The organism is Actinomycetota bacterium (assembly GCA_030684515.1).
GTDB lineage: Bacteria > Actinomycetota > Actinomycetes > S36-B12 > S36-B12 > UBA11398.
On record JAUXVJ010000009.1, the window covers coordinates 584,066 to 599,218 of the forward strand.

At 66.2% G+C, this 15,153-nt stretch carries 18 protein-coding genes; all 18 read left to right on the forward strand.

The features are described from left to right. Positions 1-199: 199 nt before the first annotated feature. The 18 genes from Q8M73_04785 (at position 200) to truA (ending at position 15,149) form a co-directional block, all read left to right on the forward strand. Positions 200-2,869 carry an HAD-IC family P-type ATPase gene (locus Q8M73_04785; GenBank protein ID MDP2287861.1) on the forward strand — a complete coding sequence of 890 codons (2,670 nt, stop codon included), beginning with the start codon at positions 200-202 and terminating at the stop codon, positions 2,867-2,869. A 43-nt stretch (positions 2,870-2,912) separates the two neighbouring features. Beyond that, positions 2,913-3,689 carry a universal stress protein gene (locus Q8M73_04790; GenBank protein ID MDP2287862.1) on the forward strand — a complete coding sequence of 259 codons (777 nt, stop codon included), beginning with the start codon at positions 2,913-2,915 and terminating at the stop codon, positions 3,687-3,689. Positions 3,690-3,891: 202 nt separating this feature from the next. After that, positions 3,892-6,648 carry a proton-conducting transporter membrane subunit gene (locus Q8M73_04795; protein MDP2287863.1) on the forward strand — a complete coding sequence of 919 codons (2,757 nt, stop codon included), beginning with the start codon at positions 3,892-3,894 and terminating at the stop codon, positions 6,646-6,648. Beyond that, positions 6,645-7,007, forward strand: coding sequence for a sodium:proton antiporter (locus Q8M73_04800; protein MDP2287864.1), 363 nt, complete (start codon positions 6,645-6,647; stop codon positions 7,005-7,007). The genes Q8M73_04795 and Q8M73_04800 overlap by 4 nt, the downstream gene beginning before the upstream one ends. After that, positions 7,004-8,482 (forward strand): monovalent cation/H+ antiporter subunit D family protein, encoded by a 1,479-nt coding sequence (locus Q8M73_04805; protein ID MDP2287865.1) that lies wholly within the window; start codon positions 7,004-7,006, stop codon positions 8,480-8,482. Before Q8M73_04800 ends, Q8M73_04805 begins: the two co-directional genes overlap by 4 nt. Positions 8,483-8,517: 35 nt before the next feature. Beyond that, positions 8,518-8,931 carry a Na+/H+ antiporter subunit E gene (locus Q8M73_04810; protein MDP2287866.1) on the forward strand — a complete coding sequence of 138 codons (414 nt, stop codon included), beginning with the start codon at positions 8,518-8,520 and terminating at the stop codon, positions 8,929-8,931. Next, entirely contained in the window at positions 8,931-9,239 is a 309-nt protein-coding gene (locus Q8M73_04815) for a monovalent cation/H+ antiporter complex subunit F (GenBank protein MDP2287867.1), read from the forward strand. The genes Q8M73_04810 and Q8M73_04815 overlap by 1 nt, the downstream gene beginning before the upstream one ends. Further along, positions 9,236-9,589: a monovalent cation/H(+) antiporter subunit G gene (locus Q8M73_04820; GenBank protein MDP2287868.1), complete on the forward strand. Its 354-nt coding sequence runs from the start codon at positions 9,236-9,238 to the stop codon at positions 9,587-9,589. The genes Q8M73_04815 and Q8M73_04820 overlap by 4 nt, the downstream gene beginning before the upstream one ends. 176 nt (positions 9,590-9,765) lie before the next feature. Next, positions 9,766-10,083 carry a hypothetical protein gene (locus tag Q8M73_04825; GenBank protein ID MDP2287869.1) on the forward strand — a complete coding sequence of 106 codons (318 nt, stop codon included), beginning with the start codon at positions 9,766-9,768 and terminating at the stop codon, positions 10,081-10,083. Positions 10,084-10,146: 63 nt separating this feature from the next. Continuing rightward, positions 10,147-10,422, forward strand: coding sequence for a hypothetical protein (locus Q8M73_04830; protein MDP2287870.1), 276 nt, complete (start codon positions 10,147-10,149; stop codon positions 10,420-10,422). A 102-nt stretch (positions 10,423-10,524) separates the two neighbouring features. Further along, the gene (gene infA / locus Q8M73_04835) at positions 10,525-10,746 is read left to right on the forward strand and encodes a translation initiation factor IF-1 (protein MDP2287871.1); all 222 of its coding nucleotides are present in this window, start codon (positions 10,525-10,527) and stop codon (positions 10,744-10,746) included. Between the two features lie 23 nt (positions 10,747-10,769). After that, the gene (gene rpmJ / locus Q8M73_04840; protein MDP2287872.1) at positions 10,770-10,883 is read left to right on the forward strand and encodes a 50S ribosomal protein L36; all 114 of its coding nucleotides are present in this window, start codon (positions 10,770-10,772) and stop codon (positions 10,881-10,883) included. 168 nt (positions 10,884-11,051) lie between these two features. Beyond that, on the forward strand, positions 11,052-11,429 hold the full coding sequence (gene rpsM, locus Q8M73_04845; protein MDP2287873.1) for a 30S ribosomal protein S13: 378 nt from the start codon (positions 11,052-11,054) through the stop codon (positions 11,427-11,429). Between the two features lie 38 nt (positions 11,430-11,467). Beyond that, the gene (rpsK, locus tag Q8M73_04850) at positions 11,468-11,875 is read left to right on the forward strand and encodes a 30S ribosomal protein S11 (protein MDP2287874.1); all 408 of its coding nucleotides are present in this window, start codon (positions 11,468-11,470) and stop codon (positions 11,873-11,875) included. A gap of 33 nt (positions 11,876-11,908) precedes the next feature. Then, positions 11,909-12,535, forward strand: a complete 627-nt coding sequence (gene rpsD / locus Q8M73_04855) for a 30S ribosomal protein S4 (protein ID MDP2287875.1) — start codon at positions 11,909-11,911, stop codon at positions 12,533-12,535. A 74-nt stretch (positions 12,536-12,609) separates the two neighbouring features. After that, complete coding sequence (locus Q8M73_04860; GenBank protein MDP2287876.1) at positions 12,610-13,629, forward strand: DNA-directed RNA polymerase subunit alpha; 1,020 nt, start codon at positions 12,610-12,612, stop codon at positions 13,627-13,629. A gap of 39 nt (positions 13,630-13,668) precedes the next feature. Further along, the gene (rplQ, locus tag Q8M73_04865) at positions 13,669-14,292 is read left to right on the forward strand and encodes a 50S ribosomal protein L17 (GenBank protein ID MDP2287877.1); all 624 of its coding nucleotides are present in this window, start codon (positions 13,669-13,671) and stop codon (positions 14,290-14,292) included. A gap of 50 nt (positions 14,293-14,342) precedes the next feature. Next, complete coding sequence (gene truA / locus Q8M73_04870; protein ID MDP2287878.1) at positions 14,343-15,149, forward strand: tRNA pseudouridine(38-40) synthase TruA; 807 nt, start codon at positions 14,343-14,345, stop codon at positions 15,147-15,149. Positions 15,150-15,153: the final 4 nt, after the last annotated feature.

A 15,153-nucleotide genomic window follows, 5' to 3' on the forward strand; every position in this document is an offset into this window, starting at 1 on the left:
TCTGTGGGCGAAGATCAGTTGGCCCGAGCTCGGCAGGTCACAGGGGTATCGCATCTGAGTCGCAGTTTCGTTGCGTCAAGCCCAGGGGCCTCGGTGCCGTTCGGCCGCGAGGTAGCGTGGAGGTATCCCGGGCCTCAAGGCGTTCTCCCCGGCCTACCGGGGCAGAGAGTTGATGCTGATGTTGGCGGCCAAAGGTCCTATGACTGAGCGCTCGCGACCGTGGCACGCAGCCCCGGTGGACGAGGTAATGACTGACCTTGAGACTGACCGCGACCGGGGGCTGACTTCAGCAGACGCGGCGCAGAGGCTGGACAGGTACGGGCCGAACCGGCTTCCCGAGGCGCGCCATCGTGGTCGGCTGGCGCGCTTGGTCGCGCAGTTCAACAACCCGCTGATCTTGGTGCTAATCGTGGCCGGTGTGGTCACCGCCCTGCTTGGGCACTACCTGGACTCCGCGGTGATCTTCGGCGTGGTAGTGATCAACGCGCTCATCGGGTTCGTCCAGGAGGGGAAGGCTGAGGGCGCCCTCGAGGCGGTCCGCGCGATGCTTGCGACCCAGGCCACGGTGCTCCGCGAGGGCCAGCGCCGCGAGGTGGATGCCACCGGCCTGGTGCCGGGCGACCTCGTGTTGCTGGAGTCCGGGGATCGGATACCGGCCGATCTCCGGCTGATCCGGGTGCACAACCTGCGGGTCGAGGAGTCGGCCCTGACCGGCGAGTCGGCCCCCGCGGAGAAGTCGGTGGACCCCGTGGACCCGGAGTCAAGTATCGGAGATCGGCGCTGTGTTGCCTTCTCGGGCACACTCGTCGTCTACGGGCAGGCCCGCGGGGTGGTAGTGGCCACCGGGGCGCAGACCGAGGTCGGCCGGATCGGGGCCATGGTCGGCGAGGCCCCGGCCCTGTCCACACCGCTGACCCAGCGGCTGGACCAGTTCGCCCGCCAGATCACCGCATTCATCCTGGCCATCGGGCTAGCCGCGTTCCTGTACGCCACCGTGCTGGGCGGGATGGGTGCGTCGGAGGCGTTCCTGGCCGTCGTCGGACTGGCGGTGGCCGCGATCCCAGAGGGCCTGCCGGCGATCATCACGATCGTGCTGGCGATCGGGACCCGGGCGATGGCCGCCGACCGGGCGATCGTGCGTCGCCTGCCGGCCGTCGAGACCCTGGGCTCGGTCTCGGTGATCTGCTCGGACAAGACCGGAACCCTGACCCGCAATGAGATGACCGCGGTCCGGATCATGCTGCCCGATACCGAGGTGGCCGTCACCGGGGTGGGGTACGCCCCCGACGGTGGCTTCACCGAGTCAGGGAAGGACGTCGCGGTCACCGACCGGCGTGACGTGCAGGGCCTGGCGATTGCTGCCCTGCTGTGCAACGACGCCGGTCTCACCCACGACGACACCGGAACCTGGTCCGTGGTGGGGGACCCCACCGAGGGAGCCTTGGTCACCCTAGGGCTCAAGGCAGGCGTGGACCGGGTGGAATTGGCCGCCCAGATGCCTCGCATCGACGAGATCCCCTTCGAGTCCGAGAACCGCTACATGGCGACCCTGCACCATGACCACCACAGCGAGACCTTCGTCATCGTCAAGGGCGCCCCAGAGCGGGTGCTCGGCATGTGCGGGCAGGTCGGCGACGACGGGTGGGAGGCACGGATCGCCGCCGCCGCCGCCGCCGGGGAACGGGTCCTGGCTCTGGCCCGCGCCGACGTGCCGGCGTCGACCGACGCGCTGGACGCCGACCACCTGCCCGAGTTCACCCTGCTGGGCATGGTCGGACTGCTGGATCCACCCCGGCAGGAGGCGATAGCCGCGGTCGCCAAGTGCCAGTCCGCGGGCATCCGAGTCGTCATGATCACCGGAGACCACGCCGCCACCGCGCTGGCCATCGGCAGGGACCTGGGGCTCGGTGGTGACGAGGCGCTGACTGGAGAGGCCATCGAGGCGCTCGACGACGAGGAGCTGAAGCTGGCTGCCGCCAGCCACGACGTCATCGCCCGGGCCAGCCCAGAGCACAAGATGCGCCTCGTGAGCGCCATGCAGTCCGATGGCATCTACGTGGCGATGACCGGCGACGGGGTCAACGACGCACCCGCGCTGAAGGCCGCGGACATCGGTGTCGCGATGGGCGGCCGAGGCACCGACGCGGCCCGTGAGGCGTCCGACCTGGTCCTCACGGATGACAACTTCGCCACGATCGCCGGCGCGGTCCTGCGAGGCCGGGTGGTCTTCGACAACATCAAGAAGTCGCTGCTGGTCATCCTGCCCACCAACGGCGGGCAGGCGGGACTGATCCTGGTCGCCCTGGTTTTCGGGCTGACCATGCCCGTCACAGTCGGTCAGATCCTCTGGATCAACATGGTCACCGCCGTCACCCTGGCCCTGGCGCTGGCCTTCGAACCGGCCGAGAAGGGTGTGATGGCCCAGCCGCCCCGGCCACCCCAGCAGCCGCTGATCACCAGACCGCTGGGCATCCGCATCGCCTATGTCAGCCTGCTCATGACCTTGATCACCCTGATCGCGTTCGAGTGGGAGCTCACCCGAGGCAGTTCCATAGAGGTGGCCCGCACCACCGCCGTGAACGTTCTGGTGGTCGGTGAGATCTTCTACCTGTTCAACGTCCGGCACTTCACCCGCTCGGCACTGAACGCCGAGGCATTCACCGGCAACCGAGTCGCCGTGTGGGTCAGCGCCATCCTGATCGTCCTTCAGCTGGCCTTCACCTACCTACCCGTGATGCAGCAGGTCTTTCACACCGCACCGCTGGGCTGGGTGTCGTGGACGGTCATCCTCGGGCTCGGGGCGGTCAAGTTCCTCCTTGTTGAGGCCGAGAAGGCGTTCTGGCGATCCCGGGGGGTCCAGCAACTATGACGTTTCAGTTCGGGGTGCATCAGGGACAGGGAGTTGAGCGACCATGACACGCAGGCTCGTCTTCGGCGACGACCAGTCCCAAGCGGCCGATGTCGCCTGGCTGTGGATCAATTCGCATGACTGGCCCGGATGGCAGATCGAGGCCCTCACCGCCACCCCCGCGGGCCAGGCGCAGGACACCGAGGTGCATGCCTGGGGGGCCCGGCACCCGCGAGAGCTGCTGAGGGAGTGGACCCAGACCCCGGTGCACCACGAACAGATCATCGGCGACCCGATGCGCACCCTGACAGGGCTGCGGGACCGCGACCTGCTCGTCGTGGGACCCAAAGGGCGCGGGTTCCGCAAGACCCTGCACCTGGGCAGCACCACCGACGCCCTGCTGAACGAGCCGCCGATGCCGCTGGTCATCGCCCGCCACGGAGTCCCCACCAGGCGCGCCCTAGTCTGCGCTGACGGTTCCGCGGACTGCCATGCTGCCGTCGAGGCCATGCGGGCGATGCCCTGGCTCGGGCAGGTGCAGGTCCTCGTGGTCAGCGTCCCGCACTCCGGGTTCGATGCGCAGTCGGCCGCCGAGCGGGTCGCCGAGATCCTCCGTCCCGATGCCCGCTCGGTCCGGGTCGAGGTCCCCCCTCCCGATGAGCTGCAGATCACGGTCGACACCCGGGTGGTGCTCCTCGAGGCAGCCGAGTGGTGGCAGGCAGACCTCGTTGTCCTCGGCACTCGGGGGTTGTCTGGATTCGCAGCTGTCAGGGCGGGATCCATCGCCACCTCCCTGGCCACGAACGCGACCTGCTCCGTGCTGATGGCGCGCGCGACGTGACGGGGGACCGATCAGGCGCGCCCGATGATTGATCGGGGCAGGTAGCCTCCCGTAAGCGCGGGGCTCCCAAGGGCCCGCCAGCCCACCCAGGCGATCGGCCGGCCCGCCAGCCTCATCCGACCCCTAGAGTCAAGGAGGCGCGGCAGCGCGGCAGCCACGCGCGGTCCGGCGCTGCAAACGCGATCAGGGAGGAGCGGCCCGCATGCTCATCGTGCCCCTCGCATTGATGGCCGCTGCAGCGTTCGCCGCTCCGTTCCTGGCTCGACGACTCGGCCGCAACACCGGGTACGTGATCGCCGGGGTCTTCCTCACCTCGATGGTCCTGCTGCTGCTGCAGGCCTCCGACGTGATCGCGGGAGGCCAGGTCTCCCAGTCCTGGATGTGGGTTCCGGAACTGGGCGTGGAGTTCTCGCTTCGACTGAACGGCCTCGGCCTGCTGTTCGCCGCCCTGGTCCTCGGCGTCGGCGCACTCGTCCTGTCCTACTGCCCGCCCTACCTAGATCCGGACTACGAGCACGGTCGGCTGTTCGGCATCCTAACCCTATTCGCTGCGGCGATGCTGGGCCTGGTCCTGGCCGGAGACCTCATCCTGCTGCTGGTGTTCTGGGAGATCACCACCGTCTGCAGCTTCCTGCTCGTGGCTGGGCAGGGCCTGAATGGGGCCCGGCCTGCAGTGCGGGCGCTCGTGGTGACGGCTGGCGGTGGGCTGGCCCTCCTCGCCGCCTCGGTGCTTCTCATCGCCCGCACAGGGACAACCGAGATAGACGCCATCCTGCTGACGGCGCCTGCGGCGCTGACTCCGCTGGACATGCTCGTGGTTGGCCCGCTTGTCGTCGTCGCGGCCTTCACCAAGTCGGCGCAGCTGCCCTTCCACGGGTGGTTGCCCGGGGCGATGGTCGCGATCACACCGATCAGCGCCTACCTGCACGCGGCGACGCTGGTCAAGGCCGGCATCTACCTGCTCCTGCTGTTCTCTCCGCTGTTCGTCGAGGCACCGGGCTGGCATCTGACCCTCATGGGGATCGGCCTGACCACCATGGTGTTCGGAGCGTTTCAGGCATTGCGGCAGGTCGACCTTAAGGCGCTTCTCGCGTACTCGACGGTGAGCCAGCTCGGCATGATGGTCGCTCTCGTCGGCGTCGGAACGTCGGCATCGCTGGCGGCGGCCGTGCTGCTGGTCGCCGCCCACGCGCTGTTCAAGGCGACGCTGTTCATGCTGGTCGGCATCGTCGACCGGGAAGCGGGCAGCCGCGATATCCGCGAGCTCAGCGGCCTGTGGCGGGCGATGCCGATCACCGCGGTGCTGACCGGGCTCGCCGCCATGTCGATGGCCGGCGTGCCACCGCTGGTGGGGTTCGTTGCAAAGGAGGAGGCCTTCTACGCCTTCATCGGCACATCCGACGCAGCCTGGACCCAGGGGACGCCCTGGGCCGGCTGGGTAGCCGCCGGGGTTGCCGTCATCGGCGCTGCCCTCACCTTCGCGTACAGTGCCCGCATCATCAGCGGTGCCTTCGCCGGCCCGCTCACTCAGAAGTCCCTGTACGAGCCGTCCTGGGCCTTCCTGGCCCCGGCCGCGATCCCGGCGTTCGCCGGCCTGCTGCTCGGCGTCGCGCCCTGGCTGCTCGACAGCATCGTCGCCCGAGCCACCATCGACACCGGGTTCACCCCGACTCCGGGCGGCCTGTCGCTGTGGCACGGCCTGTCCATCGCCCTTTTCCTGTCTGCCATGGCCATCAGCCTGGGCCTGCTCATCCACTTCCGTCGCACCTGGCTCCAGCGGTGGCTCGGGACGACCCCGCCGCCCGCCCGCTGGCCAGGGCTGTTCGACCAAGGGTGGGATGCGACGCTGGCGCTCGGCGCACGCGTCGGCCGCTCGGCGCACTCCACCTCCGTCGGTGTCCACCTGGCCGGTGTGGGCCTTCTGCTCGCGGCTCTTGCTGTCGGTGCGCTCCTGACCGTGCCGGGACTGGCCCCCGCCGTCGAGGGGACCGCACGGCCGGTCGACCTGCTGGTCCTGCTGGTGCTCCTGCCAGCAGTGCTCGCCCTCACCCGGGCGCCGACCACCCTGTCCGCGCTCGTCCTGGCCGGCATCGTCGGCCTCGTCATCGCGGTGTGGCTGCTCCTGCTCGGTGCCCCGGATGTCGCCCTAACGCTGCTGCTCGTCGAGATCCTCACCGTCGTCATCGCCGCACCGGCCTTGGCGCGCCTGCCCCGGCCCGCCCCTCCGCGCAGCCACCCGGCGGTCGCTGCTGCGGCAGCGACCGGCGTCGGCCTGCTGGCCGGGGCCGCGGCCTGGGCTTTCACGGGCCGTCGCGGCCCGTCGGACTCAGCCAAGTACTACGTGTCCATGGCCGAGCAGGAGACCGGAGGCACCAACGTCGTCAACACCATCCTGGTCGACTTCCGCGGGCTGGACACGCTCGGGGAGATCGTGGTTCTCGCGGCCGCGGCATGGGGGCTGCTCGCCGCAGGCGCCGCGCGCGGCCTGCTGCCGGTCGGACCCTCGGTCATCGGGCCCGGGGAGCGGCTGGTCCTACGGACGGGATCGGCGGTCGTCATCCCGCTGCTGGTCGGCCTGTCGGCCGTGCTGTTCTGGCGCGGCCACAATGAGCCAGGCGGCGGATTCATCGCAGGTCTCGGACTCGGCGCGGCCCTGGTCGTCGCCCGGATCTCGGGGGTGCCGGTCCGGCTGCCATCACCCTCGGCGTTCGTGGGCACCGGACTGCTCGTGGCCGTCGGCACCGGCATCCTGGGCCTCCTCATGGCCGGGGCTTTCCTCAAGCCATTCCCGGTCTCCATGCCCGGGTGGGACGGGTACGTCACCTCGTCGATGGTGTTCGACCTGGGCGTGCTCCTGGTCGTCGTCGGCCTGGTCCAAGCTGCCGTCGACCGGCTGGCTGGCTGGGGCCGTGCACCGGAGCCGGCCGACCGGACCGACGACGCGGCGGTGACGTCATGACGATGGCGCTCGCGATCGCCGCCCTCGCGGCCGTCGGCACCTGGCTTCTGGTCCGCGGCGGGGGCGTCCGACTGGTACTGGGCTTCATCCTGCTCGGGCACGCGGTGAACCTGCTCATCATCTCCGCCGGCGGCACGGACCGACGCACGGCGCCACTCCTGGGTCAGTCGGACGTGGCCCTGCTGGCCGACCCGCTTCCTCAGGCCTTCGTCCTCACCGCCATCGTCATCACGTTCGGCGTAACGGTGTACCTGGTCTCGCTGGTCACCCGCACCGAGGGCGACAGCAGTCGGCGCCGGCCGGCCGCCGACCTCGACCCGGACGCGTCGAACGAGCGCCCGGACGGGGAGGAGCGGTGACCGCCCTGCTGCCGCTGGTGTTCGCCATCCCGCTGCTGGCTGCCCTGCTGGTCGCGCTGAGCGGCAGTCGGCTGCTCGGCCGCGTACTCGGGCTGGCAACACCGGCCGCGGTGGCGACGGTCGGCGTCATGCTGACGGTGGCCACAAGTGGCGGCGAGGTCATCGCGGCGCAGGTGGGCGGCTGGCCGGCCGGACTGGGGATCCCCTTCGCCGCCGACCTGCTCAGTGCCATGCTTCTCGTGGTCTCTGGTGTCCTCGTCTTCGCGTCGATGACCTTCGCCTTCGCCAGCGACCAGGACAGAAACCGCTGGTTCGTCCCGCTCGCGCTCGTCATGACCGCGGGTGTCTACGGCGCCTACCTGACGGCCGACCTGTTCAACCTGTTCGTCATGGTCGAGGTCGCCCTGCTGCCGTCGTACGTGCTGATGACACGTCGCGGCGGCCCGCTGGCCCTGCGGGCGACACGGCTCTACTTGGCGATCAACCTGACGGCATCGACGATCTTCCTGGCCGGACTGGGCGCCGTGTACGGCGTGACCGGCACCGTCAACGTGGCCGCCCTGGCGGACCAGGGAGGCGTCCCGATCGTGGCCGTCGCGGTCGGCGTCATACTCATCGCCCTGTCCATGAAGGCGGCGGTCGTGCCGGTCCACACCTGGCTGCCGGCGACCTACCCGTATGCGAGTCCGGCGGTGACCGCGCTGTTCTCCGGACTGCTGACGAAGGTCGGCGTATACACCCTGATCCGAGTGCTGTCGGTGGTGTACGAGCCCGGTCCCACCGTCACCCTCGTCGTCGTGGCGGTCACCGGCACGAGCATGGTGATCGGGGTGCTCGGCGCGCTGGGAGAGGGTTCCATCCGCGGGGTGCTGTCGTTCCACATGGTCAGCCAGGTCGGCTACATCCTCGTCGGCCTGGTTCTGGCCGGCCCTATCGGCATGGCCGCCGCGGTGTTCTACCTGGTCCACCACACTGTGGTGAAGACGTCGCTGTTCCTCACCGGCGGTGTGGTGGAGCAGCAGCACGGGACGGGTCGCATCGCTCGGCTCGGCGGCGTAGCAAGTCAGCATCGTCTGGTGGCCGTGGCCTTCCTGTTCGCTGCCCTGTCGCTGACCGGCCTGCCCCCGTTCTCCGGCTTCTGGGCCAAGTTCGGAGTGCTCGACGCCGCCGTCGATGCCGGGAACTACCTGGTGTTCTGGCTGGCCCTGCTGGTGAGCGTCGGCACTCTGGTGTCCATGCTCAAAGTCGGCTCCGGGGTGTTCTGGGGCAAGGCGCCGGGTGTCGGAGCCAGCGCCGGCAGCGCCCCGCGCGGGCAGGGCCCCTGGCAGCCAGGGCTGGTCCTGCCCGGTCTGGTGCTCGCGGGCGTGAGCCTGGCCATCGGCATCTTCCCCGGGCCGCTGCTCGAACTCGCGGCCACGGCCGGCGCCGGGCTTTCTGATCCGTCGACTTACGTCGAGGCGGTGCTGGGCCGATGAATAATCCGGCGAACAGGACGAGAGTCGGGGCGGTGATGACCCTTCTGCGGAAGCTCGGGCGGGCAGTGGGCCGCCTGCCCGCCCTCGCGGGCCTGGCCCTATGGGCGACTGTGGCCATCGTGCGCGCCTCGGCCATGGTGGCGCGCGACATCGTGGCGCCGTCGGCCCGGCTCGCCCCCGGCGTGCTTATCGTCCCGCTGCGCTGCAGGACTCCGCTGGAGGTCAGCCTGTTCACTGGCCTGATCACGTTGACTCCGGGCACCCTCGTGGTCGGCATCGATCCACGGCTGACCGAGGTGTGGGTGCACGGGATGTATGCCGCGGACCCGGAGGAGTTGCGGGACGATCTCATCGACATCGAGGGACGGGTGCTGCGCGCCCTGCGTGGGCGCCGGGCCGTGCCGCAGTCTCGCCTGGCGGCAGCCGGCCCATCGGAGGGAGGTTCGTGATGACGGTCGCTGACGTCGCCCTTGCGCTGGTCGCCCTTGGCATGCTGGCCGCGGTCTACCGAGCCGTGCGGGGCCCGTCGGCAGCGGACCGACTGGTCGCCGCGGAGCTGGGGTTCATCGCCGCGGTGTGCGCCATCGTGCTCGTCGAGATGAGGATCGACCTTCCCGCGCTGCTCGACATCGCGCTCGCCGCGGTGCTCATCGGCTTCCTGGCGACGCTGGGGCTGGCTCGAATGGTGCCCGCGCGCCAGCACGCCTGGGGACTGGACGCCGGCGAGGCCCCCCACGACCCCCGGGAGGACGCATGACCGACGACCTGACGCCGGTGACGGCCGGACTGATCCTGCTGGGCGCCGGCCTCGTCGCGCTGGCCGGACTCGGACTCCTGCGACTGCCGGATCCGCTCACCCGGGCGAGCGCAGTCTCCAAGGCAGCGGCGCTCGGGGTAGCGCTCGTCCTCTTCGCTGCGCTTATGGACGCCGGATCTCCCAGAGTTCTGGTGGTTCTGCTGCTGGTACTGGCCGCGCACGTGGTCACGGTGCCGCTCAGTGGGTTGGTGCTGGGCCGGGCGGCCTACCGCTCGGGGACCGCGCGCCCGCCCGTGACGAAGATCGACGAGCCGGCCGATCGGGCCGAGGGTCCCGGCCCCTGGCAGTGATGGGCCCGCCCAAGGCCGGGCCACAGACAATCGCACGGGTCGTCACAAGCGCTGTCTCACCTCCACGCGCTGGAGGTCACAACACCGGGGGACGGTGAGCAGGGCGTCCCCCTCACCCCCTGTGAAATCACCTAGCCGGGCCATTTCATCAACCCGTGGGGTGACACGGTCGTAAAATGACAGAAGTGCCTGTCGTTGCTGGGATTCTTGGCTTACGAGGAGTCGAGGTCCTTGTAGCGGAAGGCACTTCCAGGGTGAACGCCACCGACCACATCACGGTCCTGGACGCGGCGCTGGCCCAGTTCGATCCCGCCCAGCGGGCGACGGTGCTAGTCCGCACCGACTCCGGCGGCGGGACGAAAGCGTTCGAGGAGCACCTCGCCCTGACCACCCGCGACCTGCACCACCTGAGGCCGCCACCCCAGGCCCACGGGGCAGACGCCCACGCCCTCGAACGAACACAGACCCCCGTGACCTACACCAAAGCCAGATGAAATGGCTGGGCTAGCGCCCGGAGTAAACTGAATCTTTGGTCGGAGGTCACAGTGCTCAGTTGGATGCGCAAGACGATGGGCGGCTCCCAGCCCGGAGCCTCGTCCAGCCTTGGCGCACTGGAAGAGATCTTCGCCCCAGCCGCGGCCAAGGCCCGCCTTGATCTGGAATCCCGCAATGAGCGCTCGATTCCCATTCCGAGCCCTGGTGACAAGCTGCTCAGCGATAAGGTGCTGGTGGTCAAGGTGAGCAAGCAGGCAGCGGGTGCCGATAGTCATAAATCGGACAAAACCCCCCGATTAGACGATTGCGCCCCTGCCCCCCTAGACTCTGCAGGCTGACGTTGGCTTCCCCGATTGCCCGCCACCATCAATTTGGTGGTCTTGGCATGTCTGGGAATACGGCGCCGGCATCACTCACAAAACGAAGGACGAAGCAGCAGTATGGGCAAAAAAGACGGAGCGATCGAGCTTGAGGGCACGATCATGGAGTCTTTGCCTAATGCAATGTTCCGCGTGGAGTTGGACAACGGGCACAAAGTTTTGGCGCACATCAGCGGCAAGATGCGAATGCACTACATCCGCATCCTTCCCGATGACCGTGTTGTCGTAGAACTGTCTCCGTATGACCTCACTCGCGGTCGCATCGTCTATCGCTACAAGTAACGACACGAGGACGCAAACACATCATGAAGGTCAAGCCGAGCGTTAAGACGATTTGCGATAAGTGCAAGGTCATCCGTCGTCACGGAGTTGTCATGGTGATTTGCGAGAACCCTCGCCACAAGCAGCGTCAGGGCTAATCACCTGACGAAGGTCGCTGGGGAGACAACCCGACGCCCTGTCTGAGAAGTACCCGACCCCTGGCGAAAGCCAGGACGACACCTTCGGTCACGAGGCCGAAGACCTGCCTCGACGGGCAGGACTGGTACTTCAATCCAAACCTCGTGCTTAGAGAAGAGAGAACGTCAATGGCACGTCTTGTCGGTGTTGATCTGCCGCGCGAAAAGCGCATGGCAATCGCACTCACCTATATCTATGGAGTCGGTCGTTCACAGGCCGCCGCTGCCCTTACTGCAACGGGCATTGATCCGGAAATGAAGTCCAAGGACCTCTCCGATGATCAAACTCTCGCCCTTCGCGACTGGATCGACACCAACCTCAAGGTTGAAGGCGATCTGCGTCGTGAGGTTGCCGCAGACATCCGCCGCAAGGTTGAGATTGGCTGCTATCAGGGACTTCGCCACCGTAAGGGCCTCCCGGTCCGCGGCCAGCGCACCCACACCAATGCTCGTACCCGCAAGGGTCCGCGCAAGACCGTCGCTGGCAAGAAGAAGGCCACGAAGTAATTCGTCGGCTTCAACCGGACTCGTAGGAGAAACAGAACATGGCACCCAAGTCAGGCCAGAAAGGCGCACCGAAGAAGGTTCGCCGCAAAGAGAAGAAGAACGTGGCCCACGGTCACGCTCACATCAAGAGCACGTTCAACAACACCATCGTGTCCATCACTGACCCCACAGGCGCCGTCATCGCATGGTCAAGCGCTGGCCAGGTTGGTTTCAAGGGCAGCCGCAAGAGCACCCCATTCGCCGCACAGCTCGCAGCAGAATCTGCCGCGCGTCGCGCAATGGAGCACGGCATGCGCAAGGTTGACGTGTTCGTCAAGGGTCCAGGCTCCGGCCGCGAGACCGCTATCCGTTCGCTGCAGGCAACTGGGCTTGAGGTCGGCTCCATCTCCGACGTCACACCAGCGCCACACAACGGAACCCGTCCGTCCAAGCGTCGACGCGTCTGATCGCGCGCAGGAAAAACAGGAGAGCGAAGAGATATGGCGCGTTATACAGCAGCCGATTGCAAGCGGTGCCGTCGCGAGAAGATGAAGTTGTTCCTCAAGGGATCCAAGTGCGAATCTGCCGCTTGCCCGTTTGAGAAGCGTCCCTACCCTCCAGGCCAGCATGGTCGTGGACGGTCAAAGGACAGCGAGTACCTGCTCCAGCTTCGTGAGAAGCAGAAGGCCACCCGGATGTACGGCGTTCTTGAGAAGCAGTTCGCGAACTACTTCGTTGAGGCACAGCGTCAGTCCGGCAAGACCGGCGAGAACCTGCTCATCATTCTTGAGACCCGTTTGGACAACGTCGTGTTCCGCGCTGGCTTTGCCAAGTCGCGTGACATGGCTCGCCAGCTGGTCACCCACGGCCACTTCCTGGTCAACGGCCACAAGGTGAACATCCCGTCCTTCCGCGTTTCCCCCAACGACATCGTCGAGGTCGCACCGGGTTCACGTGAGATGACGCCATTCATCATCGCCCACGCCGAAATCGGTGATCGCACCGTGCCGGCATGGCTTGAGGTCATCCCGTCGAAGATGCGCATCCTGGTGCACGCCCTGCCAGCCCGCGCCGTCATCGACACCCCAGTCACAGAGCAACTGATCGTCGAGCTCTACTCCAAGTAAGTCCTTGTGGGGAGGAATCTCCCCACTCGATGAAACGCGACTTCAAATAGTGGTCGTCGCGGGAAGGAAGAAAATTGCTTATTAGCCAGCGCCCCGTGCTTACCGAGGAGCCGATCAGCGAGTTCCGCTCGCGTTTCGTGCTCGAGCCCCTCGAGCCAGGATTCGGCTACACCCTTGGCAACTCGCTTCGTCGCACCCTGCTGTCCTCAATCCCAGGTGCTGCTGTCACGAGCATCCGCATTGATGGTGTGCTGCACGAATTCACGACGATTCCAGGAATCAAGGAAGACGTCACTGAGCTGATCTTGAACATCAAGCAGTTGGTTGTGTCATCAGAGCATGACGAGCCAGTGGTGATGTACCTGCGCAAGCAGGGTCCAGGCAAGGTTGTTGCCGCGGACATCCAGCCACCCGCTGGTGTCGAGGTGCACAACCCTGAGCTGCACATTGCTGAACTCAATGACAAGGGCTCACTTGAGATCGAGCTCGTCGTTGAGCGTGGCCGCGGCTATGTCTCTGCAACCCTCAACAAGCAGCCTGGCCAAGAGATCGGTCGCATCCCCGTGGATTCGATCTACTCCCCAGTGCTCAAGGTGACCTACAAGGTTGAGGCCACCCGTGTTGAGCAGCGCACCGACTTCGACAAGCTTGTCATCGACGTTGAGACCAAGCACTCGATCCGCCCAACTGACGCTGTTGCATCTGCTGGTAAGACCCTTGTTGAACTCTTCGGTCTGGCTCGTGAGCTCAATGTCGACGCTGAAGGCATCGACATCGGCCCATCGCCAACGGACACCTTCGTTGCCGAGCAGCTGTCGACTCCAATCGAGCAGCTCGATATGACAGTTCGCTCGTACAACTGCTTGAAGCGTGAAGGCATTCACACTGTTGGTGAGCTCATCACCCGCAGTGAGGCCGATCTGCTCGACATTCGCAACTTCGGTGCGAAGTCAATCGATGAGGTCAAGGTGAAGCTCGTGAGCCTCGGCTTGGCCCTCAAGGACAGCCCGCCAGGATTTGATCCTTCAGCGGTTGCCTACTACGAAGACGATGAAGATGACGACCTGGCATTTGCTGAGGACGAGCAGCTCTAGTCGCACCAGCGATTTACCCATCTGACAGGAGATTTTTCGATGCCTACGCCAACCAAGGGTCCCCGCCTCGGCGGTGGTCCGGCCCATGAGCGGCTGATCTTGGCCAACCTTGCCACCTCGCTCTTCGAGCACGGTCGCATCACGACCACAGAGGCCAAGGCCAAGCGCCTGCGTCCATTGGCCGAGCGCCTGATCACCTTCGCCAAGCGCGGTGACCTGCACGCACGTCGTCGTGTGCTGACCATCGTTCATGACAAGTCGGTCGTGCACACGCTCTTCACCGAGATCGGCCCGAGCTTTGCCGGTCGCCAGGGCGGCTACACCCGCATCACCAAGATCGGCAACCGCAAGGGCGATAACGCTCCGATGGCAATCATCGAGCTGTGTGAGCCCATGCTTGAGCAGGTTGTTGCTGAGGCCAGTGCCGCCACCAAGCGCGCTGCCAAAGAAGCCGCAATTGCCACTGCAGCTCCGGTCGTTGCTGACGTGATCGTTGATGAGGTCATCACTGACACTGAAGGCAATGTCGTGGCTGAAGAGATCATCGTCGACGAGATCACCGTGGATGCAACGGGTGAGATCATCGAAGAGGAGATCGCTGTCATCGAGGTTGAAGCCGTTGAAGAGGCTGCCGAAGAGGCTGCCGAAGAGGACAAGTCCTGACCCAGCAAGAACTCAATCAGCCCGTCTCCGGTCCACCGGGTGACGGGCTGATTCGTTTGCGTCTTGATATCGCATATGACGGCACCGACTTCTTTGGCTGGGCTGTTCAAAAGGATCTGCGCACGGTTCAGGGTGAAGTCACCCGCATCCTGCGTCTGCTGACGCAGAGCCAAGTCGATCTCTTCTCCGCGGGTCGTACTGATGCTGGCGTGCATGCGCGTGGACAGGTAGTGCACTGCGATATCACCCAGCAGCAAGCCAATCTTCTGCGCGGAGCTGGGCGCATCAACCGAGCCCTGCCCGAGGACATCCGCATTCGACGCATGACTGTTGCCCCGCCTGGCTTTGATGCGCGCTTCTCAGCCCTGTGGCGCCGTTACACATACCGCATCTGTGATGACTCCACTCTGATGAATCCGCAGTTGCGCCGGCAGGTGCTGTGGCATCCCCACATCCTGGATCTGGATGCCATGAATCAGGCGGCGCAAGGCCTTCTGGGCCTGCATGACTTCGCGGCCTTCTGCAAGCCCCGCGATTTCAGCAGCACAGTCAGGTCACTTGAGCAGTTGACATGGCATCGCCAGGACGATGTCTGCGTGATGACAATTCAGGCCGAAGCCTTCTGTCATTCAATGGTGCGCAGCCTGGTGGGAGCGATGATCCCGGTGGGCGATGGCCGCAAGGCGACTTCGTGGCCCAGCGACATCCTGGCGGGCCGTGAGCGCAATGTCGGGCTCACCGTTCAGCCCGCCTACGCGCTGACCCTTGAAGAGGTCGGCTACCCGCCAGATGACCAGCTGGCTGATCGCCAGCGGGTGACCAAGGCCCGCCGAAGTCTTGGTGAAGAGTGCGACTGACCGC